The 23,711-nt window shown below is 71.1% G+C and carries 22 protein-coding genes; 3 read left to right on the top strand and 19 right to left on the bottom strand.

Annotated features, from left to right (window positions below; all coding sequences use genetic code 11):
- Nucleotides 1–23: 23 nt before the first annotated feature.
- The 12 genes from NR792_RS19735 to NR792_RS19680 all read right to left on the bottom strand — a co-directional run bounded on the left by NR792_RS19735 (nucleotide 24) and on the right by NR792_RS19680 (nucleotide 14,747).
- Complete coding sequence (locus NR792_RS19735) at nucleotides 24–509, bottom strand: hypothetical protein (protein ID WP_375761554.1); 486 nt, start codon at nucleotides 507–509, stop codon at nucleotides 24–26.
- Nucleotides 506–1,705: a hypothetical protein gene (locus NR792_RS19730; RefSeq protein ID WP_375761553.1), complete on the bottom strand. Its 1,200-nt coding sequence runs from the start codon at nucleotides 1,703–1,705 to the stop codon at nucleotides 506–508. Before NR792_RS19730 ends, NR792_RS19735 begins: the two co-directional genes overlap by 4 nt.
- Nucleotides 1,702–2,262 carry a cytochrome c gene (locus NR792_RS19725; RefSeq protein WP_120530384.1) on the bottom strand — a complete coding sequence of 187 codons (561 nt, stop codon included), beginning with the start codon at nucleotides 2,260–2,262 and terminating at the stop codon, nucleotides 1,702–1,704. The genes NR792_RS19730 and NR792_RS19725 overlap by 4 nt, the downstream gene beginning before the upstream one ends.
- A complete protein-coding gene (locus NR792_RS19720; protein WP_375761552.1) occupies nucleotides 2,259–2,804 on the bottom strand; it encodes a DUF3341 domain-containing protein in 546 nt (181 codons plus the stop codon). Before NR792_RS19720 ends, NR792_RS19725 begins: the two co-directional genes overlap by 4 nt.
- Nucleotides 2,805–2,808: 4 nt before the next feature.
- On the bottom strand, nucleotides 2,809–4,248 hold the full coding sequence (nrfD, locus tag NR792_RS19715; RefSeq protein WP_223739104.1) for an NrfD/PsrC family molybdoenzyme membrane anchor subunit: 1,440 nt from the start codon (nucleotides 4,246–4,248) through the stop codon (nucleotides 2,809–2,811).
- A 5-nt stretch (nucleotides 4,249–4,253) separates the two neighbouring features.
- Nucleotides 4,254–7,472: a TAT-variant-translocated molybdopterin oxidoreductase gene (locus tag NR792_RS19710; RefSeq protein ID WP_375761652.1), complete on the bottom strand. Its 3,219-nt coding sequence runs from the start codon at nucleotides 7,470–7,472 to the stop codon at nucleotides 4,254–4,256.
- Nucleotides 7,469–8,131 carry a cytochrome c3 family protein gene (locus tag NR792_RS19705; protein ID WP_375761551.1) on the bottom strand — a complete coding sequence of 221 codons (663 nt, stop codon included), beginning with the start codon at nucleotides 8,129–8,131 and terminating at the stop codon, nucleotides 7,469–7,471. Before NR792_RS19705 ends, NR792_RS19710 begins: the two co-directional genes overlap by 4 nt.
- A gap of 448 nt (nucleotides 8,132–8,579) precedes the next feature.
- A complete protein-coding gene (locus NR792_RS19700; protein WP_375761550.1) occupies nucleotides 8,580–8,945 on the bottom strand; it encodes an HNH endonuclease in 366 nt (121 codons plus the stop codon).
- Nucleotides 8,946–8,951: 6 nt separating this feature from the next.
- Nucleotides 8,952–9,605, bottom strand: a complete 654-nt coding sequence (pdeM, locus tag NR792_RS19695) for a ligase-associated DNA damage response endonuclease PdeM (protein ID WP_375761549.1) — start codon at nucleotides 9,603–9,605, stop codon at nucleotides 8,952–8,954.
- Complete coding sequence (locus NR792_RS19690; RefSeq protein ID WP_375761651.1) at nucleotides 9,575–12,100, bottom strand: ligase-associated DNA damage response DEXH box helicase; 2,526 nt, start codon at nucleotides 12,098–12,100, stop codon at nucleotides 9,575–9,577. The genes pdeM and NR792_RS19690 overlap by 31 nt, the downstream gene beginning before the upstream one ends.
- Nucleotides 12,101–12,119: 19 nt before the next feature.
- The gene (locus NR792_RS19685; protein WP_375761548.1) at nucleotides 12,120–13,718 is read right to left on the bottom strand and encodes an ATP-dependent DNA ligase; all 1,599 of its coding nucleotides are present in this window, start codon (nucleotides 13,716–13,718) and stop codon (nucleotides 12,120–12,122) included.
- Between the two features lie 3 nt (nucleotides 13,719–13,721).
- A complete protein-coding gene (locus NR792_RS19680; RefSeq protein ID WP_375761547.1) occupies nucleotides 13,722–14,747 on the bottom strand; it encodes a ligase-associated DNA damage response exonuclease in 1,026 nt (341 codons plus the stop codon).
- A 202-nt stretch (nucleotides 14,748–14,949) separates the two neighbouring features.
- On the opposite strand from NR792_RS19680, the gene NR792_RS19675 reads away from it, so the two are divergent.
- The 3 genes from NR792_RS19675 to NR792_RS19665 all read left to right on the top strand — a co-directional run bounded on the left by NR792_RS19675 (nucleotide 14,950) and on the right by NR792_RS19665 (nucleotide 17,989).
- Nucleotides 14,950–15,861 (top strand): SH3 domain-containing protein, encoded by a 912-nt coding sequence (locus NR792_RS19675; protein ID WP_375761650.1) that lies wholly within the window; start codon nucleotides 14,950–14,952, stop codon nucleotides 15,859–15,861.
- Nucleotides 15,862–15,932: 71 nt separating this feature from the next.
- Nucleotides 15,933–17,429, top strand: a complete 1,497-nt coding sequence (locus NR792_RS19670; RefSeq protein ID WP_375761546.1) for an anthranilate synthase component I family protein — start codon at nucleotides 15,933–15,935, stop codon at nucleotides 17,427–17,429.
- On the top strand, nucleotides 17,426–17,989 hold the full coding sequence (locus tag NR792_RS19665; protein WP_375761545.1) for an anthranilate synthase component II: 564 nt from the start codon (nucleotides 17,426–17,428) through the stop codon (nucleotides 17,987–17,989). The genes NR792_RS19670 and NR792_RS19665 overlap by 4 nt, the downstream gene beginning before the upstream one ends.
- 5 nt (nucleotides 17,990–17,994) lie before the next feature.
- Here the strand turns inward: NR792_RS19665 and NR792_RS19660 are convergent, their stop codons facing one another.
- From NR792_RS19660 to trpD, 7 genes are read right to left on the bottom strand one after another with little or no spacing between them, the layout of a single operon-like run.
- Nucleotides 17,995–18,591: a histidine phosphatase family protein gene (locus NR792_RS19660; RefSeq protein WP_375761544.1), complete on the bottom strand. Its 597-nt coding sequence runs from the start codon at nucleotides 18,589–18,591 to the stop codon at nucleotides 17,995–17,997.
- Between the two features lie 51 nt (nucleotides 18,592–18,642).
- Nucleotides 18,643–19,194, bottom strand: coding sequence for a GNAT family N-acetyltransferase (locus tag NR792_RS19655; RefSeq protein ID WP_375761543.1), 552 nt, complete (start codon nucleotides 19,192–19,194; stop codon nucleotides 18,643–18,645).
- A gap of 45 nt (nucleotides 19,195–19,239) precedes the next feature.
- Nucleotides 19,240–20,031, bottom strand: a complete 792-nt coding sequence (trpA, locus tag NR792_RS19650) for a tryptophan synthase subunit alpha (protein WP_120528274.1) — start codon at nucleotides 20,029–20,031, stop codon at nucleotides 19,240–19,242.
- Nucleotides 20,028–21,233 (bottom strand): tryptophan synthase subunit beta, encoded by a 1,206-nt coding sequence (gene trpB, locus NR792_RS19645; protein ID WP_375761542.1) that lies wholly within the window; start codon nucleotides 21,231–21,233, stop codon nucleotides 20,028–20,030. The genes trpA and trpB overlap by 4 nt, the downstream gene beginning before the upstream one ends.
- 11 nt (nucleotides 21,234–21,244) lie before the next feature.
- Nucleotides 21,245–21,877, bottom strand: coding sequence for a phosphoribosylanthranilate isomerase (locus NR792_RS19640; protein ID WP_375761541.1), 633 nt, complete (start codon nucleotides 21,875–21,877; stop codon nucleotides 21,245–21,247).
- Nucleotides 21,874–22,695, bottom strand: a complete 822-nt coding sequence (locus NR792_RS19635; protein WP_375761540.1) for an indole-3-glycerol phosphate synthase TrpC — start codon at nucleotides 22,693–22,695, stop codon at nucleotides 21,874–21,876. Before NR792_RS19635 ends, NR792_RS19640 begins: the two co-directional genes overlap by 4 nt.
- Nucleotides 22,692–23,708, bottom strand: a complete 1,017-nt coding sequence (gene trpD, locus NR792_RS19630) for an anthranilate phosphoribosyltransferase (RefSeq protein WP_375761539.1) — start codon at nucleotides 23,706–23,708, stop codon at nucleotides 22,692–22,694. The genes NR792_RS19635 and trpD overlap by 4 nt, the downstream gene beginning before the upstream one ends.
- Nucleotides 23,709–23,711: the final 3 nt, after the last annotated feature.

The raw sequence follows: 23,711 nt of genomic DNA, 5'->3' as shown, positions 1-23,711 counted from the left end.
GGGCAGGAGGAGCGGGTGGGAGCCTACTTCTTCGGGGCCGGGGCCGGGGGCGCCGCGTTGGGCGCGGGCGCCGGGGCCTGGGGGGGAGCCGGAGCCGGGGCCGGCTCGCGGGCCTTCTGGGCCTCGGTCGTGATGACCTGGTCCATGGCGTCCGCCAGCGGCTTGTGGGCGGCGACGCCCGGCTGGTCACCCCAGCCGTTCTTCAGCGCCTCCTGCTGGCCGCCCAGCTTCTCCGTCGCGCGCCAGTCCTGTTCGAACAGGCGCTGGTTCACGATGCCGACCTCGTACTGGCCCACCGCGGCGGGGCGGGGGGGCGGCCCCTCCGGCTGGGCCTCCTGCATGGTGACGACCTGGATGCGCCAGGCCCACACCGCGCCCACGAGGAAGAGGACCATGGCGCCCACACCGACGCCGATGATCTTCCCCATGACGAGGTGGTCTTCCTCGGCCGCCACGCCATGCGCGCCGACGATGACCCGCGATTCGACTTCGGACTGGGTCTTCTTCATGGCTGCACGTACCTCAGGGACTCCGCGATGTAGGGGTCCTTCACCGGGAAGGTGTACCGACCGCGCGCCCGGAACAGGGCGTAGCCCACCGCGACTCCGCCCACGCCCACGAAGGCCGTGAGAATCGTCCAGTGGAAGGTCGGGCCCGCCTCACCGGAGAACGCCGGCCAGATGAGCCAATACAGGTCCACGGCGTGCATGAGAAGCATGTAGGTGGCGGCCACCGCCAGGGTCCCGGGCTTCTCCTTCAGCTTGCGTGACAGCAGCGTGAAGAACGGCAGCACGAAGTGGCCGAAGAAGATGACGTAGGAGACGCCGCGCCACGGGCCGTACATGCGCAGGCCGTACCAGGGGGCCTCTTCCGGGATGTTGGCGATCCACACCAGCAGGAACTGGGAGAAGCCGATGTAGGCCCAGAACGCCGTGAAGGCGAAGATGAGCTTGCCCAGGTTGTGGTAGTGCGACGTCTTCACCAGGCTGCCGTAGAGGTCCTTGCCCTGGGCCCGCACCGTGGCCAGCGTGAGGACGCAGAAGGCGGCCAGGAAGCTGCCGGCGAAGTAGTAGGCGCCGAAGATGGTGGACTGCCACAGCGGGGTGAGGCTCATCAGCCAGTCAAAGGCGGCGAAGGTGATGGTCAGCGCCAGGAAGGGCAGGGCGCCCGGGGAGAACTTGCGCTGCTTGACGGTGAGCTCCAGCCCGCCCACCTCGTCCTGCTGGGTGCTCCAGCCGTACAGCCGGTGCGAGACGAAGATCCACACCACGAAGTAGATGACCTGGCGGGCGGCGAAGAAGCCCAGGTTCAGGTAGCCGTGCTTCTTGTGGGCCAGGTGCTCCACCTCGATGCCGTGGATGTTCGCGGCCAGCGGGGAGCCGTCCACCCAGGGGTAGAGGTACTTCATCATCGGGATGAGGGCGAGGATGAGCACCGCGAAGACAGGCACCGCGATGGAGATGGTCTCCATGGCGCGGCGCAGGACGATGGGCCACTTCGCCTTGGCCGTGTGGAAGATGGCCAGCATGATGAGGGCGGCCACGCTGATGCCGACCCAGTAGGTGAAGCCCAAGAGGTAGCTGAAGCTGGTCGCCTCGGGGTTCATGAAGAAGCCCACGGCGGTGAGCACGAGGCCCACCACGCCCAGGCCGAACGCGGGCACCATCAGCTTGGGCGTGCCGGTGTAGCGCTCCATGGCAGTCATCGGTTCTCCTGCGGAACGGGCTGCGTCCCGGCGGTGCTGCGGGCGGCCTGCAGCGCGCGCACGTAGGCGACGACGGCCCAGCGCTCACGCGTGTCGAGCTCACCCGAGAAGGACGGCATGATGCCGTAGCCCTCGTTGATGGCGGTGTAGAAGTGGCCGGCAGGCTTGTCCGCGAGCTCCAGCAGGGACGGCGGCAGGCGCAGCGCCATGTTCTCCGCCACGACGCTGTTGCCGTCGCCGAGCACGCCATGGCACTGCGAGCAGACGATGTTGTACTTCTTCTGGCCCAGCGCCAGCAGCTGCTTGTCCACCGGCAGCGGGATGGCGTTCACGGCGACGCCGTTGGCGCGGCCCGTGGAGATGCCCGGGTTGCCCACCGGCCGCTCGCGCGGGACGGTGCCGGCGGGGGGCACGCGCATGGCGCGGCCGTCCGGCCAGAACTCGGACGTCTCGTAGTACTCGTACTTGGCCTGGGTCTCCATGCGCTGGAGGAACTCCGAGCTGACGTTGCAGCCCGTGAGCGCGGCGAGCCCGGCGGCGGGGATGAGCCACCTCATTCGTTCTCTCCCGACACGACGGTCACGTGGGTCGCGCCCAGGGCCGTCAGCTGGTTCTTGACGTCCGCGGCGTCCGTTCCCGTGGGGTGCGGGATGCTCAGCCAGAAGCCGTGCGTGGACGCGCTGCGGAACTCTTCCGACTCGAAGGCCGGGTGGTAGGGCTGCGGCAGCCGGCTCAGGCCGAGCAGGCCGAAGAAGATGCCGAACGCGGCGAACAGCACGCTCAGCTCGAACGTGATGGGCACCCAGGCCGGGAGGCTCAGGAGCGGACGGCCACCCACGTTGAGCGGGTAGTCGACGGTGTTCATCCACGTCTGCATCGCGAGGGCGGTCACCATGCCGGTGAGGCCGCCGCCCAGGGCGATGAAGGGCACGCGGGAGGGGGGCAGACCGAGGGCCTCCGACCCGCCGTGCAGCGGGTACGGGGAGTAGGTGTCCATCCCCTGGAAGCCCTTCTCGCGCATCTGCTGCGTCGCGGAGACGAGGGCTTCCGGGGTGGCGAACTCGGCCATCACCCAGGAATCAAGGACCTTGGCTTCCATGATGCTAGTGCGCTCCGTGGGTGGCCGCGGCGTCCGAGCCGTGGTGTCCGTTGCCATGGGCGGCGTGGGCGGCGTGCTTGAGCTCCAGCTGGAGCTCCTTCACCTCGCTCACCGCGACGGCGGGAACGAACTTGAGGAACAGGAGGAACAGGGTGCCGAACAGGCCCAGCGTGCCGATGTAGATGCACCAGTCCACCCAGGTCGGCGTGTAGATGTCCCACGACGAGGGGAGGAAGTCCTGGGAGAGCGACGTCACGATGATGATGAAACGCTCGCACCACATGCCGATGTTCACCGCGATGGACGCCACCCACATGATGGGGATGCTGGTGCGCGCCTTCTTGAACCAGAAGATGTTCGGGGTGATGACGTTGCAGGCGATCATCAGCCAGTACACGCCGGCGTAGGGGCCCGTGGCGCGGTTCACGTAGAAGGTCCAGAACTCGTACTGGTTCATGGAGTACCAGGCGATGAAGTGCTCCATCAGGTACCCGTAGGACACGAGCAGGCCCGTCGCCAGGATGACCTTGTTCATGTTCTCCAGGTGGCGGTCGGTGATGACGTCCCGGAGGCCCAGGTACTTGCGGGCGGGCACGATGAGGGTGATGACCATCGCGAAGCCGCTGAACACGGCGCCGGCCACGAAGTAGGGCGGGAAGATGGTCGCGTGCCAGCCCGGAATCTGGGAGACGGCGAAGTCGAACGACACGATGGTGTGCACGGACACCACGAGCGGCGTCGAGAGGCCGGCCAGCAGCAGGTAGGCGATCTTGTAGTTGTGCCAGTGACGGCCGGAGCCGCGCCAGCCGAGGGCGAACAGGCCGTAGATGGTGCGCTGCAGCTTCGTCTTGGACGAGTCACGCAGGGCGGCCAGGTCCGGGATGAGGCCCACGAACCAGAAGAGGGCGGACACCGTGAGGTACGTGGAGATGGCGAACACGTCCCACACGAGCGGCGAGCGGAACTGCGCCCAGGCGCCCAGGGTGCTGGGGTAGGGGAACAGCCAGAACGCGAACCAGGGACGGCCCGTGTGGAGCAGCGGGAACAGACCCGCGCACATGACCGCGAACAGCGTCATGGCTTCCGCGAAGCGGTTGATGCTCGTGCGCCACTTCTGCTGGAAGAGCAGGAGGATGGCGGAGATGAGCGTACCGGCGTGGCCGATACCGACCCACCAGACGAAGTTGATGATGTCGAACGCCCAGCCGACGGGCTGGTTGTTGCCCCACACGCCGATGCCGCGCGCGAGGGTGTACGTGACACCGACGACCAGCAGGCCCAGCGCCGCGGACGTGATGCCCAGCAGCATGAACCAGCCCTTGCCGGGCTTGCGCCAGACATGGTCGAGCAGGGTTTCATTGAGGGACTTGTCGTCGTGGTGCGGCGCGACGAGGTCCCGGGGCTCGAGGGGGTCGAGCGGGAGTGCGTGTGCGGTCTCGGCCATGACGGTCAGTGACCTCCTTCGTGCGCCGGCGCGGCATCAGCAGGGGCGGCGGGCACGAGGGCGGGGTTGGGGTTGCGCAGGCGGATGAGGTGGGCGGTGCGGGGGCGGGTGCCCAGCTCGTGCAGCAGCCGGTAGGCACGCTCGTCCTCGTGGAGCTGGGTGACGCGCTGGGCGGGGTCCGCGAGCGAGCCGAAGGCGATGGCGTGCGTGGGGCACGTCTGCTGGCACGCCGTCTGGAGCTCCGTCTCCTGGATGAGGCGCTTCTCGACGCGGGCGTTGATGCGCACGCGCTCGATGCGCTGGACGCAGTACGTGCACTTCTCCATGACGCCGCGGTTGCGCACCGTGACGTCCGGGTTCATCAGCATCTTCTCGGTCGGCGTCTTGCCCTGCGTGTAGTGCAGGTAGTTGAAGCGGCGGACCTTGTAGGGGCAGTTGTTGGAGCAGTACCGCGTGCCGATGCAGCGGTTGTACACCATGTCGTTGAGGCCCTCGTCCGAGTGCACGGTGGCGTTCACCGGGCAGACGTACTCGCAGGGGGCCTTCTCGCAGTGCACGCACGCGACGGGCTGCATGACCATGGCGGGGTTGTTCTCATCGCCCTGGAAGTAGCGGTCGATGCGCAGCCAGTGCATCTCACGGCCGCGGCCCACCTGCTCCTTGCCGACGACGGGGATGTTGTTCTCCGCCTGGCAGGCCACGACGCACGCGTTGCAGCCCGTGCAGCGCGACAGGTCGATGGACATGCCCCACTTGTAGCCCTCGTCCGGCTTCGTGGCGTACTGGAAGTCGGGCAGGTTGTTCTGCTTGCCCAGCTTGTGCTCGCCCTGGACGCGCTCCAGCACGTGCTCCGTCTCCTTCGACGGGTGCGCCAGCTCGCTGACGGACATGTCGAGCGCCAGCGGGCGGCCCTCCATGCGCCAGTGGTACTGGGTGCGGGCGAAGGTGTGGCTGCCGCGGACCTTGGTCAGCTTGGCGCCGCCGTCGAACCAGGGGGCGCTCGTGGTGCGCAGCTGGTTGGCGTTGAAGCCCACGCCCTTGGCGACGACCTCGTGGAGGCCGGTGCGGCCGTAGCCCAGGGCCACGGTGACGGTGTCGTCCGCGTTGCCGGGGAGGACGGTGACGGGGACCTGCAGCTTGCGCCCGCCGTACTCCAGCTCCGCGACGTGGCCGTTCTCCAGGCCCAGCCGCTTGGCGGTGGCGGGGCTGAGGATGGCGGCGTTGTCCCAGACGATCTTCGTGATGGGGTCCGGCAGCTCCTGGAGCCACGCGTTGTTGGCGAAGCGGCCGTCCAGCAGCTTGTAGTCGTGGACGAAGTTGATCTCCAGCTCACCGGAGGCCGGCGGCTGGTAGGCGGCCACCAGCGAGGAGGCGGCGCCCAGGTCCGGCGTGGCCGTCAGCGCGGCGGCGATGCTGCCGGGGACGACGCCCTCGGAGACCCAGGTCTCCCAGCGGGTCTCGAAGTCGGCGCGGCCGGCCTCGCCACCCTGCGCGGTCCAGTAGTCGCGCAGCATCTGGTAGGCGGGGCGGAACGGCTCGTCGAGGAACAGCGCGTACAGCTCCGCCTCCGGCACGCCGTTGAAGAGCGGCTGGATGAGGGGCTGGGCGATGCTGACGGTGCCGTCCACCGAGCGGCCGTCGCTCCAGGTCTCCAGCTGGTGCGCCAGGGGCACGAACCAGTCAGCGAACCGGGAGGTCTCGTCCTCGTAGTGGCCCGCGTACAGGACGGACAGCGCCTTGCGGTTGGCGTTCTGCTTGGGGTCCAGCACCTCCGCCAGGCCCGCGTCCACCGGCAGGGCATAGACGGGGTTGGTGGCGGTGATGACCAGCGTGTCCACGCGGCCGGCCTTGATGTCCTCCACCAGGGCGCGCACTTCCGCGAGGCCAATGGCCTCCGGAGCGGCGGCCGGGACGACCTGCACCGTCGTGCCCACGTTGCCCAGCGCGACGTTGATGGCCTGCGCCAGCGCGTGCACGGCGGCGGGCTGGCGCTCACCGGCGAGCACCACGGACCGGCCGGCCTTGGACTTGAGGTCCTGGGCCACGGCCTGCACCCACGAGGAGACCTCCGGGCGCACCGTGCCGGCCTTGCCGGACGCGGCGGCGCCCAGGCTGGCGGCGGGGCCACCCACGGCCTGCGCCAGCGCGGCGGCGACGCCGAGGACCTCGGCGGACTTCACGCGCAGGCGGTGGTCCGCCATGCCGCCGGTGATGGACATGCGGGCTTCCGCCACGTAGAGGCGGTTGAGCTCGCCGTTCTTCGGGTCGCGGCGGTCCGCGAACTGGCGGTTGAGGGCCAGGTTCTCCGGGCGGCTCTCCAGGAAGTCCGCGTCCAGGGAGACGACGATGTCCGCGCGGGTCAGGTCGTAGACGGCCTGCACGGGCTGGCCGAACAGGGCGCTGTGCGCCTGCGCGGCGGACTCGTGGGCCGTGGACGCGAACGTGTGGAAGCGCGCGTTGGGCAGCTTCTTCTGGATGCGGCCCTTCACGTCGCGCAGCAGCGGGGAGCTGATGGGCTCGGTGAGGAAGCGCAGGCGGCTGCCGCCGTCGGCCGCGGCCCGCTGGCTGACGAGGGTGGAGATCTCCTCGGCCAGCACGCGCAGCGAGCGGGGGTTGTTGCCCTGGCGCAGCACGCGGGCGCGCTGCGGGTCATAGAGGGAGAGCAGGAACGCCTGCTCGAAGATGCCCGCGGACCCCTTGTTGATGGGGTGCTGGGGGTTGCCCTCGACCTTGACCGGACGGCCTTCACGCGCGGTGATGAGCAGGCCGGAGGTGTGGCCCGCGAGCGTCATGCCGGACGCGTAGTGCAGCGGGTTGCCCGGGGCGACTTCCGGCGGCGTCTTCGTGTACGCGACCAGCCGCTCGTCCTGGGGACGGGTGCTGCACGCGGTGGCGCCGGCCAGGGCGAGCGACGCGCCCAAGAGCTGCATGAACTCGCGGCGGGCGAAGCCGGTGGGGGGCAGGTCCGCGCCGACGGGGAACTCCGGGCGGGTCTCCTCCAGGAACTCCGGCGTGGCGAGCTTCTCCTCCAGGCCGAGCCAGTACGTCTTACCGTACGCGCCCTCCGCCGGGACGGCGCGGGTGGAGGCGTGCTCGAGGGCTTCCGTCACGACGTCGTCGTGGGCGTGCGCGTGGGGGGCGGCCTCGTTGCGGCCCGAGACGACCGGGAGCGCGAACGACGAGGGGGTGTCCTGCGCGGGCGCGCTGTCAGGCTTGGTGTTCATCGGTGGCATGTGGAGCAGCTCGTGCGCGAGTGAACGTCGTATTCCTTGGAGAGCTTCTCAGCGAGGGCCGTGGCCTCCGCCTTCTCCGTGGGGGGCGCCCAGGTCATGCTGGTGATGAACTCCTGGGGCCGGAGGTTGGGGCCGGGGTCGCGGTGGCAGTCCAGGCACCAGCTCATCGTCAGCGGGGCGGCCTGCTCGATGGCGCCCATCTGGTCCACGCGGCCGTGGCAGGTGGCGCAACCGACGCCCTTGCCCACGTGGATGGCGTGGTTGAAGTAGACGAAGTCCGGGAGGTTGTGGACGCGGACCCAGGGGATGGGCTGGTCGGCGAAGAAAGCCTTGCGGACCTCGGTGAGGTACGGGCTCTTGTTCCACACCTGCGCGTGGCAGGACATGCACACGGTGGTGGAGGGGATGCCCGCCGACGGGGACTTCTCCACCGTCCAGTGGCAGTAGCGACAGTCAATCTGCTCGTCACCGGCGTGGTGCCGGTGGTCGAACTCGATGGGCTGTTCCACCGGGCGAGCCTGATTGGTCACGAGCGGGCTGCGCACGTAGGCCAAGAGGCCGCCGATGGCGATGGCGGGCACGGCGAGGAGCATCGCGGCCGACAGGCGCGACACCGTATTCGTCCAGCGTGGGAAGAGAGGGCCGCTCATACCAGGACCAGGGGCAAGGGGACTGAAGGCGACATGAAAGCAGGGGTGGACGCGGGGAAACCGTTCGGCGCGGAAGTCAGGGGGGCCGTCCCGGTCCCGGTGGACCGGGCGGGCGGTGGCTCCTGGCGCTCAGACGGCAAGGCAGTCACGTCCAACGAACCTCTAGGATGGTGCCGTGGGCGCGGGTCCCTCATGAACTTCCCGACCCAATGCGGCGCGGGACCATCATTCATGAGCACGGCAGTGTCAACCATTCTGTGGGGAGTGGGAATAAGGAGCGCTTAGCACCTTCTGGGGCGGTTGCGACAAGTTGCCCGCGCGCGGGGATGAATCCGGCTTCTGGCGATCGGAAGGGAGCTTTGCGCGAGGGGGCGCTGCCCTCTGGGAGCAATCCCTTTCAGGGGACGCGCTACAGGGTGCGACGGTCCGCGCCACGTCTGAAGCGGGGCTACTCGGAGTCCGGGTCGCCAGGGTCGCGCCAGCGATCGCGGCGCTTCTGGAGCAGGCGGTCCACCAGCTCGCGCACGCGGGCGTCGCGGTGGAAGCGGGCGTCGTGGCGGCTGCCCTTGCCCTGATTGCAGCGGGCGCAGGCGAGGCCCAGGTTCTCCAGCGCGTCGGTGCCGCCGGCGGTCCGGGGCACGATGTGCTCGATGGTGGCGCGGCTGATGGGCTCGCCGTCCAGGCCCACGGTGAGGTGGGCGTTGCAGTGCAGGCACTTGCCCATCCACACCTCGGCGCCCCGGTGGGGGACGCGCTCGAAGGTGGCGTCGGTGGCGATGATCCCCAGGACGCGGCGGCGCTTGGCCTGGCTCATGGCGCGCTAGACCTCCACCACCGCGGTGCCGGCGACGGCGTAGACGCGGTCCTTCTTGCCCCGCCGCACGTCCAGCCCCCCCGTGAAGGCGCTGAACGCCGGCAGGACGCCCACCCCGGGACGCAGGTGGAAGCACGGCAGCCGCAGCCGGTCCGCCCCACCCGTCAGGCGCACCATGGGGTGGAGATGACCTGCCCACACGTAGCGGCCGGCGGCGGGCTCCGGGTGGTGGGCGAAGCGGAACGGGCCTTCATCTAATACGTCCTCGCGGTCCTCCATCCGCCAGGTGGGGGGGAGGGTCCGGACGTGGCGGTCGTGGTTGCCGCGTATCAGCACGACTTCTAATGAAGCATGGTTTTCGCGCCAGGCATTCACGCGGCTGATGACGTCGGCGGTGAGCCCCTGGCGCGAGTGGACGAGGTCCCCCACCAGGAGCAGGCGCCGGGCGCCGGTGGCGGTGAGGGCGGAGGACAGGCGGGCCAGGTCATCCTCCAGGACGCCCAGGGGCAGGGGGATGCCGTGCTGCTGGAAGGACTCCGTCTTGCCCCAGTGCAGGTCGGCCACGGCGAGCACGCCGGCCTGGGGCCAGTGCAGGGCCCGCTCCGGGAGCAGCTCCACGTCCGCGTCCGCTACGCGGGTCTGGCATCGGCCTGGGACCATCGCTCCTTGAGGCGCTCCACGCGGTCCAGCAGGGATTCGTTGGACACGCTCGCGCTGATGCGCTCGACGACGAGCGGGAAGGCCAGCGGCGAGGGCCGGTGGACGTGGACGACCTCGACGGGATGCGCCTCCAGGCGCTCCAGGGTGCGCGCGAGCCGGCCCTGTTCGAACTGGTGCTCCAGCACCTCGCGGCGCGCCTGGCGCAGGAGGAGGTTGTCCGGGTCGTACTTCACGAAGACGTCATAGAGGAGCGCCGAGCTGGCCTGGACCTGGCGGGTGGACTTGCGCGCTCCGGGCAGGCCCGGCATCACCAGCCCGGCCACGCGGGCGATGTCGCGGAACTGCCGGCGCGCGAGCTCGCTCAGGTTCACGCTCTCCAGGATGTCCTCCACCAGGTGCTCGCGGGTGAAGAGGGCCGGGCGCAGGGCCTCGTCGAAGGGGAAGGGCGTGGGGGTGAGCAGCTCCAGGCCGTAGTCGTTCACCGACAGGCTGAAGGTGGCCTTCTGGAGGCGCGTGAGGCGCAGGGCGAGCAGCGCCGCCAGGCCCTCGTGCACGAGCCTTCCTTCAAAGGGATAGAGGAAGAGGTGGTGGCCGTCGCGCGTGCGGCAGGTCTCCGCCAGACAGCGGCCGTCGCCGGGGATGCGCGACAGGCGGGCCTGCGCGTCGAGGATGGGCCACGCGGCGGAAATCTCATCCCGGGTGACGTCGCCCTGGCGCGCGGCTTCCAGGGTGCGGCGCATCGCGGAGGCGAGCGACGTGGAGAGGGGCAGGCGGCTGCCGCCCCAGCGCGGCGTCTGCGTGGCCTTGGCCTTCGCGGGCTTCACGTACGCCGTCATGTCCTTGAAGCGGCTGAACTCCAGCCGGCGGCCCGCGAAGAGGAAGGTGTCCCCGGGCTTCAGGCGGCTGACGTAGGACTCCTCCACCGTGCCCAGGTTGCCGCCGCTCCAGTAGCGCAGCTGCACGGATGCGTCCGAGGTGATGGTTCCAATGTTCAGCCGGTGCAGCCTCGCGAGGCGCACGTCGGGGACGCGGAAGCGGCCGTCCACCTCCACCACGCGGCGGAACTCCGGGTAGGCGCGCAGCGTGGGGCCGCCCTCGCGCACCAGGGTGAGGGCCCAGTCGAACTCCTCGTCCGTGAGGGACGCGTAGCTCGTGGCGGTGCGGACCTCGTCGCGCAGGGCCTCGCGGGTGAAGCCTCCTCCCAGCGCGCATGTGACGAGGTGCTGGGCCAGCACGTCGAGTGGCTTGGACAGCGGCGTGCGCGGCTCCACCTCGCGGCTCGCGATGGCGTCCCGGGCGGCGGCCATCTCCACCAGCTCGAGCGCGTGCGTGGGGACGAAGAGGATGCGGCAGGTGGCGCCGGGGCGGTGCGCGCTGCGGCCCGCGCGCTGGAGGGTGCGGCCGATGCCCTTGGGACTGCCAATCTGGATGACGCGCTCCACCGGGCCGAAGTCCACGCCCAGGTCCAGCGAGGACGTGCACACGACGAGGCGCAGGCTGCCGTCCTTGAGGCCGCCCTCCACGCGCTCGCGCTCCTCGCGGTCGATGGAGCCGTGGTGCAGCGCGAGCAGGTGCTCCCATTCGGGTCGCAGGAAGCGCAGGCCCTCGAACCAGCGCTCCGCCTGTGAGCGGGTGTTGGTGAAGAGGAGCGTGGACTGCGTCGGGTCCAGCCACTCCGCCACGCGCGGGAGCATGGAGAAGCCCAGGTGTCCCGACCACGGGAAGGTGTCCACCTCCGCGGGGAGCAGCGTCTCCACGTCGACTGGCCGCTGGAGATCCGCGCTCACCAGCGTGGGCTCGCGGTCCGTGCCGACGACGGTGCGCGCGGCCTCCTCCAGGTTGGCGAGCGTGGCGGACAGCGCCCAGATGCGCAGGCCCGGGGCGAAGTAGCGCAAGCGGGCCAGGGCCAGCTCCACCTGCGTGCCGCGCTTGGAGGCGAGCAGTTCGTGCCACTCGTCCACGATGACGGCGCGCAGCGAGGCGAAGTTCTCCGCCGCCTGCTCCTGGGTCAGCAGCAGTGAGAGGGATTCTGGCGTGGTGATGAGGACCTGGGGCAGGCGCTCGCGCTGACGCTGGCGGACGGAGGCGGACGTGTCGCCCGTGCGGCTCTCCACCTCCAGGTCCGCGTCCAGGGCCAGGAGCGGTTCGCGCAGGGCCTGCTCCACGTCACGCGACACCGCTCGCAGCGGCGTGAGGTAGAGGATCTGAAGGCCCTTCTCGTTGCGCTCCGCCGCGTCCGCCAGCGGGCCGATATAGGCCGCGTAGGTCTTGCCCGCGCCGGTGGGCACGTGGATGAGGCCGCTGTCTCCTCGCGCGTAGGCGGCCCAGGCCTCCTCCTGGAAGGCGTAGGGCTTCCAGCCCTTGGACGCGAACCACTGGCGGAGCTGATCCATCGGTGCGCCCTGGTACGGAGAGGGGGCCCGGGGTAGGGGACGCTTCGAGCGGGTGCGCTTCGGTGCTTCGGTCTGATTTTCCGGCGCGTGCTTGCCGCGCATGCGATTGCGGCGGCGGGGCTTAGTGGGCTGCATGGAGCAGCCCCTTCAGTGAGTCGAGCGTGTCCGCGTCCCTCGCCGTCTTGTCCGCGCGCCAGCGCGCGATGCGGGGGAAGCGCAAGGCGATGCCCGACTTGTGCCGGGGGGACGGGGCGATGGCTTCGAAGTGCAGCTCGAACACCTGCTCTGGATCCACCGAGCGCACCGGACCGAACTTCTCCCGCGTGTGCGCGCGGATCCACCGGTCCAGCCGGCCGATCTCCTCGTCGGTGAGGCCCGAGTAGGCCTTCGTCACCGGCAGCAGGTCCTCGCCGTTCCACACCGCGAAGGTGTAGTCCGTGTAGAGCGACGAGCGCCGGCCGTGGCCCGGGTGCGCGTAGAGCAGCACCGCGTCCACCGTGTACGGGTCGATCTTCCACTTCCACCAGTCGCCGCGCTTGCGCCCCGTCTGGTACACCGAGTCCAGGCGCTTGATCATCAGGCCTTCGACGTTGCGCTCGCGGGACTCCTTGCGCAGCTCCGCCAGCGCCTCCCACGACGGCGCCGTCACCGAAGGAGAGAGGGGGAAGCGCGGGTGGTCCTTGAGCAGGGCCTCCAGCCTCGCGCGGCGCTCGCGCAGGGGCAGCTCGCGCACGTCCTTTCCGTCCTGCTCCAGGAGGTCGTAGACGACGAACGCGGCGGGGGCCTCCGCCAGCACCTTGGGCGTGAGCTTCTGTCTGCCAATGCGGCGCTGGAGCCGGGCGAAGGGCAGGGGCGTTCCGTCCTCGTAGGCCATCACCTCTCCGTCGAGCACCGTGCCCTCGGGCAGGGCCCGGGCGGCCTCGGTGATTTCGGGGAAGCGTTCGGTGATCAGCTCCTCGCCTCGGCTCCAGAGGAACACGTCGCCCTGGCGGCGGATGAGCTGGCCTCGGATGCCGTCCCACTTCCACTCGACGAGCCAGTCGCTCAAGTCGCCCAGCGACTCCGCCGGCTGCTCCAGCGGCGACGCGAGGTAGTACGGATACGGGCGCGACACGTGGCCGTCCGACACGTCCGGCGCGATGAGCTGTTCGAAGAACGCCTTCGTCGGCGTCCACGTCCCCATCAGCCGGTGCGCCACGCTGGGCGGTGGCAGGCCCGTGACCTGCGCGATGGCGCGCACCACCAGCGTGTTGGACACGCCCACTCGCAGCTCGCCGGTGAGCATCTTGTTGAGCAGGAACAGCTCGCGGCGGGGCATGGACTTCCACCAGCCCACCACGCGCTCGCGCTGCTCCGCCGCTTCCAGTCCTCGCAGCGGCAACAGGCGCTCTTCCAGCCAGCGCGAGAGGGGCAATTCCTCGGCGTGCTCGGGCGGGAGGTTCGCGCCGTCGAGCAGCAGGGCAATCACCTCCGCCAGGTCCCCCACCGACGCGTAGACTTCATCGAAGAGCCAGTCCGGGATGCCCGTCAGCTCCTGCGTCCAGCCCACCAGCAGCTTCGACGTGAGCAGCCGCTTGAGCTTCTGGCCCGTGAGGAAGAACAGGCCCCAGGCCGCGTCCTCCGGCGGCGCCGTCCGGAAGTACCGCGCCATCGCCTCCACCTTCGCGTTGGTGGAGGTCGTCTGGTCGAGCGTGTCGTACAGGTCGGCCAGTGCTCGCACGGGTCAGTCCTCCGCTTCGCCCTCGAAGGGCGTGGCGAGCGGCGAGGCATCCACGCCCCGCTCCCGCAGGTAGTGCGACAAGGGGTCGGTGTAGCCGTGCGTCACGAGCACCTTCTCCGCCCGCGTGTCCGCCACCGTGCGCAAGAGGTCCGGCCAGTCCGCGTGGTCCGACAGCACGAAGCCCCGGTCGTAGCCGCGCCGGCGCCGGTTGCCGCGCACGCGCATCCACCCCGACGCGAAGCCCGTCTCCGCTTCCCCGAAGCGGCGCATCCACGTGGAGCCGGCCGCGCTCGGCGGCGCCAGCACCAGCGCTCCCGCGAAGGACGTGCCCTTCTCCGTCTCCGACACCAGCTGCGTGGGCAGCATCGCGATGCCCGCCTCGCGGTACGCCGTGACGAGCCCGTTCACCGCGCCGTGCACGTAGGCGGGCCGGTCCGTCAGCCTTCCGAGCTCCGCGAGGAGCCGCTGCGCCTTGCCCAGCGCGTAGCAGAACAGCACCGCCGAGCGCCCCGCCTCGCGGTTCGCGTCCCACCAGCGCAGGATGTCCTGGGCCACGAGGCGCGGATCATCCCAGCGGAAGATGGGCAGGCCGAACGTGGCCTCGGTGATGAAGGTGTGGCAGCGCACCACTTCGAAGGGCGCGCACGTGGGGTCCGGCGTGCGCTTGTAGTCGCCGGAGATGACCCAGACCTCGCCCTGGTGTTCGACGCGGATCTGCGCGCTGCCCAGCACGTGGCCCGCCGGGTGGAAGCTCACGGTGGTGTCGCCCACCTTCAGCGTCTCGCCGTACTCCAGCGTGTCGATGACCGAGTCCGCGCCCAGCCGGCGCTGCAGCAGCCCCAGCCCCGCGCGTGCGCCCAGGTACCGCTTGCTGCCGCTCCGGGCGTGGTCGCCGTGCGCGTGCGTGACGAGCGCCCGTTCCACCGGACGCCAGGGGTCGATGTGGAAGTTCCCCGCCTGGCAGTACAGCCCCTGCGGCGTCACGGAAACCAACGGCGGTCGGTCCTGATGGGTCGTCGCGGTGGCCACGGTCCTCTAGAGGTAACGAGGCCTTGGAACAGGGGCCACCCACGGCCCCACCTCCCGGAGTGCTCCGCTGACAAGGGGGCGGGCGTGCGTCCAGGCGCTGCTTGCGCTCCAAACGACGAAGCCAGGGACCGGAGGGCCCCTTGGATGGTGGGCTTGGACGGGGGATAAACCCGGGAACCTCCCACTTCCGGACCCTTTCGTGATGCTGACGCCCGCGCTCCTCCTGTCCCTCACCCTGGCGCAGTCCACCCCCGCCGCGGACGCGGTGCTCGAATACAGCTCGCCGTTCACGGAGGAGAGCGCGCCGGATCCCGAGGGCTTCACGTTCACCGCCTTCACGGCGGGACAGACGCTCTACCTGGGCGTGGACGAAGCGAACCTGCGCGCGAGCGCGGCGGCGGACGCGGGCGTGGTGAAGACGCTGATGCTGGGCACGCCCGTGCGCGTGCTGAAGGAGGGGGCTCGCACGAAGGTCGGCGAGTACATCAACGCCTGGTACCAGGTGGCCGTCATGGACGCGAAGGCGGCTCCGGGCGCGACGCCTGTCACGGGCTGGATCTTTGGCAACACGCTCACGCCGTTCCGCTTCGAGGCCGACCTGGACGGGGACGGCGAAATGGAAGTGGCCACGGTGGTGATGAGCAACGAGTTCAAGGCGCGCGTGCGCGTGCTGGAGCCGGGCGTGAAGCCGCCCCGCCGGGTGAGCAGCGTGGACGTGGCGGTGGCGTCCACGGACTACGGCGGCGGTCAGGGCGGCCCGGTGACGGTGAAGCTGGTCCCCGCGAAGGAGGCGGGCGTGATGCTGCTGAAGCTGGAGTCCGCGCCGGAGCGCTGTGGCGACTTCGTCACGTCCTATGTGAGCTACACCGGGGCGAATGGGAAGGCGGGGGTGCTCGGCAAGGCGAAGCTGGCGCTGGAGCTGAGCGGGCTGATGGATCCGCCCAACGAGAGCACCTTCACGGTCTCCTTCCAGCCGGCCGCGAAGCGGGCCCTGGTGGTCCGCACGAGCGTGGAAGAGGAGGAAGAAGGCAAGCCGCGGAAGGTTACGGAGCGCGAGGTCTATCAGTGGCAGGACGGCGTGTTCGCTCAGGCGAAGCCCGTCGCGAAACCGTAGTCGCAGGGCCCGGAAGGCCGGGCACCCGGGCGCCCCTCCGGGAAGTGGCAGAGGGGTCAGGGCAATCGACCATGGATGCGCAGGAGCGGAAGGCAGCCTACCGGCAGCGCGCGGAAGCAGGCCAGGCGGTGCCGGTGTCGGTGGAGTTGCCGGCGGACCTGGATACGCCGCTGTCGGCATACCTGAAGCTGGGCGGTGGAAGCCGCGGCTTCATCCTCGAGTCGTGCTACGGCGGCGAGCGCTTCGGGCGCTACAGCCACGTGGGCGTGAACCCGGCGGGCCGCGTGCGGCTGGACCGGGACGGGCTCACGTTGTGGCGGGGCTCGCACGAGGAGCGCCGCGAGGGCCGGCCGCTGGACGTGCTGCGCACGCTGTGGCGCGAGCTGTCCGTGGCGACGCTGCCGGGCGAGGCGCCCTTCCTGGGCGGGCTCGTGGGCTACCTGGGCTACAACGCCACGTCCTGGTTCGAGCCGAGCGTGCCGGACCGCCACCCGCGCGACACGGGCTTCCCGGACTCCGAGTGGCTCATCGCGGAGGACTTCGTCACCCACGACACGCGCACCCAGACGCTCAAGGCCATCGCGATTGCCCGGCCCGCGCTGCACGGCAGCGTCGCGGCGGCGCTGAAGGACGCGGAGGCGCGCGCGGAAGGAATGGCGGAGAGGCTGCGCCGGCCGCTGCCACCGGAGGCCTACGCGGCCGCCCCCGCGCAGAAGAACGCGCCGGCCCCCGTCGCGTGCTGGGACCGCGAGGGCTACGCGCGGGCGGTGGAGAAGGTGCAGGAGTACGTGCGCGCGGGGGACTGCTTCCAGGCGGTGCTCGCGCGCAGGTTCGAGGCGAAGGGCGCCATCCCGCCGCTGTCGCTCTACCGGGCGCTCAGGCGGGTGAACCCGTCGCCGTACCTGTTCCTGGTGGACCTGGGCGAGGCACGGGCGCTGGTGGGCGCGTCGCCGGAGCTGCTGGTGCAGGTGCGCGATGGGGACGTGGTGGTGCGGCCCATCGCGGGCACGCGCCGCCGGGGCGGCTCCGAGGCGGAGGACCAGCGGCTGGAGAAGGAGCTGCTCGCGGACGAGAAGGAGCGCGCCGAGCACATCATGCTGGTGGACCTGGGGCGCAACGACGTGGGCCGCGTGGCCGCTCCGGGCACGGTGCGCATCGAGGATTTGATGATCATCGAGCGCTACAGCCACGTCATGCACATCGTCTCCCAGGTGCGCGGCAAGCTGGACACCACGCGCTTCGACGCGCTGGACGCGCTGGCGAGCACCTTCCCCGCGGGCACCGTGTCGGGTGCGCCCAAGATTCGCGCGATGCAGATCATCGACGAGCTGGAGCCCATGCGGCGCGGGCCCTATGCCGGCGCGGTGGGCTACCTGTCCTTCTGCGGCACGCTGGACGTGGCCATCGCGCTGCGCACCTTCTTCGTGGACGGCGACCGCACCATGTGGACCGCCGGCGCGGGGCTGGTGGCGGACTCGGACCCCATGAAGGAAGCGGACGAGACGGAAGCGAAGGCGGGCGCCATGGCCGCCGCGCTGCGCCTGGCGCGTGAAGGAGGTGGGCGGTGATCCTCGTCATCGACAACTACGACTCGTTCACCTTCAACCTGGTGCAGTTGCTCTACACGCTGGGCGCGGAGGTGAAGGTCGTGCGCAACGACGCGCTGGACGTCGCGGGCGTCGCGGCGTCGGGCGCGTCACACCTGGTGGTGTCCCCGGGACCGTGCACGCCGCACGAGGCCGGGGTGAGCGTGGCGGCCATCTCCCAGGCGCGCGTGCCGGTGCTGGGCGTGTGCCTGGGACACCAGTCCATTGGCGCGGCGTTCGGCGGACAGGTGGTGCGCGCGCCGGAGCCCGTGCACGGCAAGGCGGCGCTCATCCGGCACGAAGGCACCGGCGTCTTCACCGGCGTGCGGCAGGGCTTCCAGGCGGCGCGGTACCACTCGCTGGTGGTGGCCGCGGAGTCCATGCCCGCGGAGCTGGAGGCCACGGCGTGGAGCCAGGACGGCCTGGTGATGGCGCTGCGTCACCGCACGCGGCCGGTGGTGGGCCTGCAGTTCCATCCGGAGAGCGTGCTGACGCCGGAGGGCCCGTCGCTGGTGCGCAACTTCCTGGAGGGGAAGCTGTAGCGCTCTCAGCCCTTCAGGTGCGTGGTGTCGTTCCAGCTCACGAGGACCGGCTGCTTGCCGCCGGCCTCGGAGCCCAGCACGCTGATGGACGCCGTGCCCAGGTGGAACAGCCTGCCGCCCTCCGGAGGCAGGCCCAGCCAGCGCGCGGCGAGGATGCGCAAGAGGTGCCCGTGGGAGAAGAGGAGCACGTCGTCGTTGAGGGCGCGTGCCTCCGCGATGACGCGGTCCACGCGGGCGCCCACCTCCTCCAGCGTCTCCCCGTTGGGCACGCCGTCCTTCCACAGCGTCCAGTCCGGGCGCGTGGTGCGGATGTCCGCGCCGGTGCGGCCCTCGTAGTCGCCGTAGTTGAACTCCAGCAGGTCGCTCTTCTTCTGGGCCGCGTCGCCGTAGCCCGCGAGCACGCACGTCTCCAGGGCGCGCGTCAGCGGGCTGCTCCACACGGCGGCGAAGCGCCAGGCGCTCAGGGGCGCGCGGAGCTGCTCCGCCATCTGGCGGCCCTCCTCCAGGAGGGGCAGGTCCGTGCGGCCGGTGTGCTGGCTGCTGCGGCTCCACTCCGTCTCACCATGACGGACGAGGACCAGCTGGGGCGCGCGTGAGTTCATGGCGCCAATCTGTGTCAGCCCGTGGCGGGACGGGAGGGAAAAGTGCCGGGGCTACCGCTTCCGTGTTCGCCACTCCTCACGGCTCTGGCCCCAGATTTCGACCTCGTGGTCGTTGTAGGGCGCCGGCAGCATGCCCATGCGCAGGAAGCGCGAGCCCAGCCGGCGGGCCACCTGCTTCGACGGCTCGTTCGGCGGGGAGATGGAGTGGATGACCTCCGTCCACCCGAGGTGGTCGAACACCCAGTCGATGGTGGCCGCGGCGCCTTCCGTCGCGTAGCCCTTGCCCCATGCATCGCGGGACAGGCCCCAGCCGACTTCCGGGCCCGGCCAGTCCGCGGGCATCCAGGGCCCGAGCCGCCCCACCCACTTGCCCGTGGACTTCTCGAACATGGAGAACATGGCGAAGCCCTGGAGGGCCCAGGAGCCGGCCATGGAGCAGACGGCGCGCCACACGTTGGAGCGGGGCTGGACGCCGCCGATGAAGCGCGCGGTCTGCTCGTCCGCCATCATCGCCACGAAGCCCTCCAGCTCCTGGAGCGTGGGCGGCTTGAGGATGAGGCGCGGCGTTTCGAGGGTGGGTCCCAGGATGGGCGGGGTCTGCATGTCCGGTCTCCAGGCGCCGGCACGTGCCGGCGCGTGGAGCGGACCTTAGCGCTTCAGGCCGCGCTTGATGTCGGCACAAAGCTGCTTCGCCGCGGCCGGGCCGTCCGAGTGGGCGGCCTTCACCAGGGCGCTGCCCACCACGACGCCGTCCGCGTGGGCCACCAGCGGCCGGGCCGTCTCCGCGTTGGAGATGCCGAAGCCCGCCACCACCGGCACGGACGCGGCGCGCTTCACCAGGTCCAGCCGCTGCGACAGGTCCGGCGGCAGCTCCGCGCGCATGCCGGTGACGCCCGCCACGGACACGCAATACACGAAGCCCCGCGCGTCCTTCGCGATGGCCTCCGCGCGCGCGGGCGGCGTCGTGGGCGCGCACAGGGGCACCAGGTCCACGCCCTCCTTGTCGAACGCGGCGCGGATGCCCGCGCTCTCCTCGGGCGGCAGGTCCGGGAGGATGGTGCCCGCGATGCCCCGCTCGCGCGCGAGCTTCGCGTAGCGCTCCTCGCCCATGGCCATCACCACGTTGACGTACGTCATGATGACCAGCGGCGTCTCCGGGCAGCGGCGGCGCACCTCCGGCACCACTTCGTCCAGCACGCGGCGCAGCGTGGCGCCGGCCTTCAGCGCGCGCTCCGACGCGGCCTGGATGACGGGGCCGTCCGCGATGGGGTCGCTGAACGCCACGCCAATCTCCAGCACGTCCGCGCCGCCCTCCACCATCGCGGCGAACACGTCCACGGACCTGGGCAGGTCCGGGTCGCCCGCCATCGCGTACGCCACCAGCGCGCCCTCTCCCCGGGCCTTCGCCCGGGCGAACGCCTTGCCCAGCTCCGCGCTCATGACTTCACCCCCGTCGCCGGCGGCACGCCGCGCGCCGAGATGGTCGCCACGTCCTTGTCGCCCCGGCCCGAGCAGTTGATGACCAGCTGCTTGCCCTTGCCCAGGTCGCGGGCCAGCGCGCGCGCCGCCGCGAACGCGTGCGACGTCTCCAGCGCGGGGAGGATGCCCTCCGTGCGCGCCACCTCGTAGAAGGCGGTGAGCGCGTCGTCGTCCGTCGCGGTGCGCACCTCCATGCGGCCCGTCTTCGCCAGGTGCGCGAGCTCCGGCCCCACGCCCGGGTAGTCCAGGCCGGCGGAGATGCTGTGCGCCTCTTGAATCTGGCCGTTCTCATCCTGGAGCACCAGCGAGCGCGAGCCGTGCAGCACGCCCTCCGTGCCCAGCGTCAGCGACGCGCCGTGCTGGCCGGAGTCCAGGCCGTGGCCCGCGGCCTCCACGCCCACGAGCCGCACCGCCGTGTCCTCGATGAAGGGGTGCAGCGCGCCGATGGCGTTCGAGCCGCCGCCCACGCACGCGATGATGGCGTCCGGCAGCCGGCCGAGGGTGGCCAGCGCCTGGGCGCGAATCTCCCGGCCGATGACGGATTGGAAGTCGCGCACGATGGTGGGGTAGGGGTGCGGACCCGCCGCGCTGCCGATGACGTAGTAGGTGTCCTGCACCTGCGACACCCAGACGCGCATGGCCTCGTTCATCGCGTCCTTGAGCGTGCGCGAGCCCGACTCCACCGGCCGCACCACCGCGCCCAGCGCGCGCATGCGGAAGACGTTGAGCGCCTGGCGCTCCACGTCCAGCGCGCCCATGAACACCTCGCAGGGCAGGCCGAAGAGGGCGCACGCGGTGGCGGTGGCCACGCCGTGCTGGCCCGCGCCCGTCTCCGCGATGATGCGCTTCTTGCCCATGCGCCGGGCGAGCAGCACCTGGCCCACGGTGTTGTTGATTTTGTGCGCGCCCGTGTGCGCCAGGTCCTCGCGCTTGAGCCACACCTGCGCGCCGCCCCAGGCCTCCGTGAGGCGGTGCGCGGGCGTGAGCGTGGTGGGGCGGCCCACGTACTCGCGCAGCACGCGGGTGACTTCTTCGTTGAAGGACGCGTCCGCCTGCGCCTTCGCGTAGGCCTCTTCCAGCTCCAGCAGCGCCGGGACCAGGGTCTCCGGCACATAGCGTCCGCCGTAACGGCCGAAGCGGCCCACGGCAGTGTCCGTCGTCATGGCTCGACTCCTCAGGGGTTGAGGGACCGGACCGTGCGCACGAAGGCGCGCACCGCGTCCAGGTCCTTGATGCCAGGGGCGGACTCCACGCCGCTGGCCACGTCCACACCGTAGGGCCGGGTGGCCCTCACGGCCTCGGCCACGTTCGAAGGCTTGAGGCCGCCCGCCACCAGCACCGGCAGGCCGCAGTCCGCCAGCTGCTTCACCAGCGACCAGTCGAAGGTGACGCCGCCGCCGCCGTAGCCCGGGGCCGCGCCGTCCAGGAGCAGCCCCGCCACGTCGCCCACGCCCACGTAGCTCCGGGCCCTGGCCACGTCGTCGGGCCCGCGCACGCGCAGCGCCTTGATGACGGGCACGCCGTAGCCGGAGCAGGCCTCGGGGGGCTCGTCGCCGTGGAGCTGCACGGCGGTGAGGCCGCACTCGCGCACGCGCACGCGGATGTCCTCCGGCTTCGCGTTGACGAACACGCCCACCATGGCGGCCAGCGGAGGCCGCGTGCGCGCGAGCGCCGCCGCCGTGGACAGGTCCACGAAGCGGGGCGAGCCCGGATGGAAGTTGAGCCCCATCGCGTCCGCGCCCGCTTCCCACACGCCCTTCGCGTCCGCGACGCGCGTCACGCCGCAGACCTTCACGAGGACGCTCATGTCCCGCCGCCTTCCAGGCCGAGCAGCCGGCGCAGGGCGCGGCCCGGGTCGGCGTCGCGCAGGAGGGACTCGCCCACGAGCACGGCGTTGGCGCCCGCGTCGCGCGCGGCGGTGAGGTCCGCCAGGTGCTTGAGGCCGCTCTCCGCCACCAGCGCGGTGGACCGGGAGCGCAGCGCGGGCATCACCCGGAGCGCCGTGCCGGTGTCCGTCTTCAGCGTGGCGAGGTCGCGGTTGTTGAGGCCGATGATGCTCGCGCCCGCGGCGAGCGCGCGTTCGGCGTGCGCCTCCGTGTGGGCTTCCACGAGCGCGGCCACGCGCACCTGCTTCGCGGCGGCGATCATCTCCCGGAGCTCCGCGTCCCCGAGCGCGTCCGCGATGAGCAGCACCGCGTCCGCGCCCCAGGCCGCGCTCTCCTCCACCTCGCTGGCGGCGACGAGGAAGTCCTTGCGCAGGACGGGGATGGAGACGGCGGCCCGGACCGCGACCAGGTCCTCCAGGCTGCCGCCGAAGTCCGGCCCGTCGGTGAGCACGCTGATGGCGCAGGCCCCGGCGGCTTCGTAGGAGCGGGCCACCGCGACGACGTCCGCGTGGGGGAAGGCGCCGCCCGAGGGGCTCTTGCGCTTCACCTCCGCGATGACGTTGACCGGATGTCCGAGCACCCGCCGCACCAGCGCCTGGGCGAAGTCCCGCGTGGGGGGATGCGCGCCGTGCGTGGGCGGGGGCCGGGTCCCCAGCTCCCGGCGCTTGCGCGCCATGATGACGTCCAGCGTGCCGGGGGCTTCCGCGGTCTTCGCGGCCGAAGAGGAGGAGGTCGTCATGCCGCGGCCTTCTGGATGAGCGCCGCGAGCTTGCGTTCGGCGGCCCCGGAGTCGATGGCGTGCTCGGCCCGCTTCACGCCCTCCTTCAGGGTGTCCACCAGCCCCACGATGAGCAGCGCGGCGGCCGCGTTGAGCAGCACCGCCGTGCGCACGCCGTCACGCTCTCCGGCGAGCAACCCGCGCAGGCGCTTCGCGTTCTCCTCCGCGTCGCCTCCCGCGATGGACTCGCGCGGCACCATGGTCAGGCCCGCGTCCTCCGGCGTCACCGTGAAGCGGCGCACGGTGCCGTCCGCGCACAGCTCCGCGACCTCCGTGGGGGCGCACGGCGAAATCTCATCCAGCCCGTCGTGCCCGTGCACCACCCAGGCGCGCCGGCTGCCCAGCCGCCCCAGCACGCGCGCGGTCTGCTCCACGCGCTGCCGGTCGAACGTGCCCAGCAACTGGTAGCGCGCCCCCGCCGGGTTCGTCAGCGGCCCCAGCAGGTTGAACACGCTGTGGAAGCCCAGGTCCCTGCGCGCCTGCGCCACGTGCCTCAAGGCACTGTGGTGCGAGGGCGCGAAGAGGAAGCCCACCCCGTGCTCGTCGATGTCGCGCGCCACCTGCGCGTGCGCCCGCTCCATGGACACGCCCAGCGCCGCCAGCACGTCCGCGCTGCCGCAGCGGCTGGAGACCGCGCGGTTGCCGTGCTTGGCCACCGTCGCCCCCGCCCCGGCGGCCACGAAGGCCACCGCGGTGGAGATGTTGAAGGTGTGCGCTCCATCACCCCCCGTACCGCAGGTGTCGAGCACCACCTCCGCCTGGGGAGCAATCTTCGCCGCGCAGGCCCGCATGGCCTCCGCCGCGCCGAGGATTTCATCCTCGGTCTCCCCCTTCATGCGCAGCGCCGCCGCCAGCGCACCGACCTGCGCGGCGGAGGCCTCGCCCGCGAGCATCTGGCCCATGACAGAGGCCATCTCCTCGCGGGAGAGGTCGCGCCGGCCCACCACCCTGCCCAGCGCTTCCTTGAGGGTCATGGC

It is taken from the genome of Corallococcus exercitus (genome assembly GCF_042231735.1).
Lineage (GTDB): Bacteria > Myxococcota > Myxococcia > Myxococcales > Myxococcaceae > Corallococcus > Corallococcus exercitus_B.
Note: the sequence above shows the minus strand (reverse complement) of the source record. Positions and strands in the feature narration are given on the sequence as shown.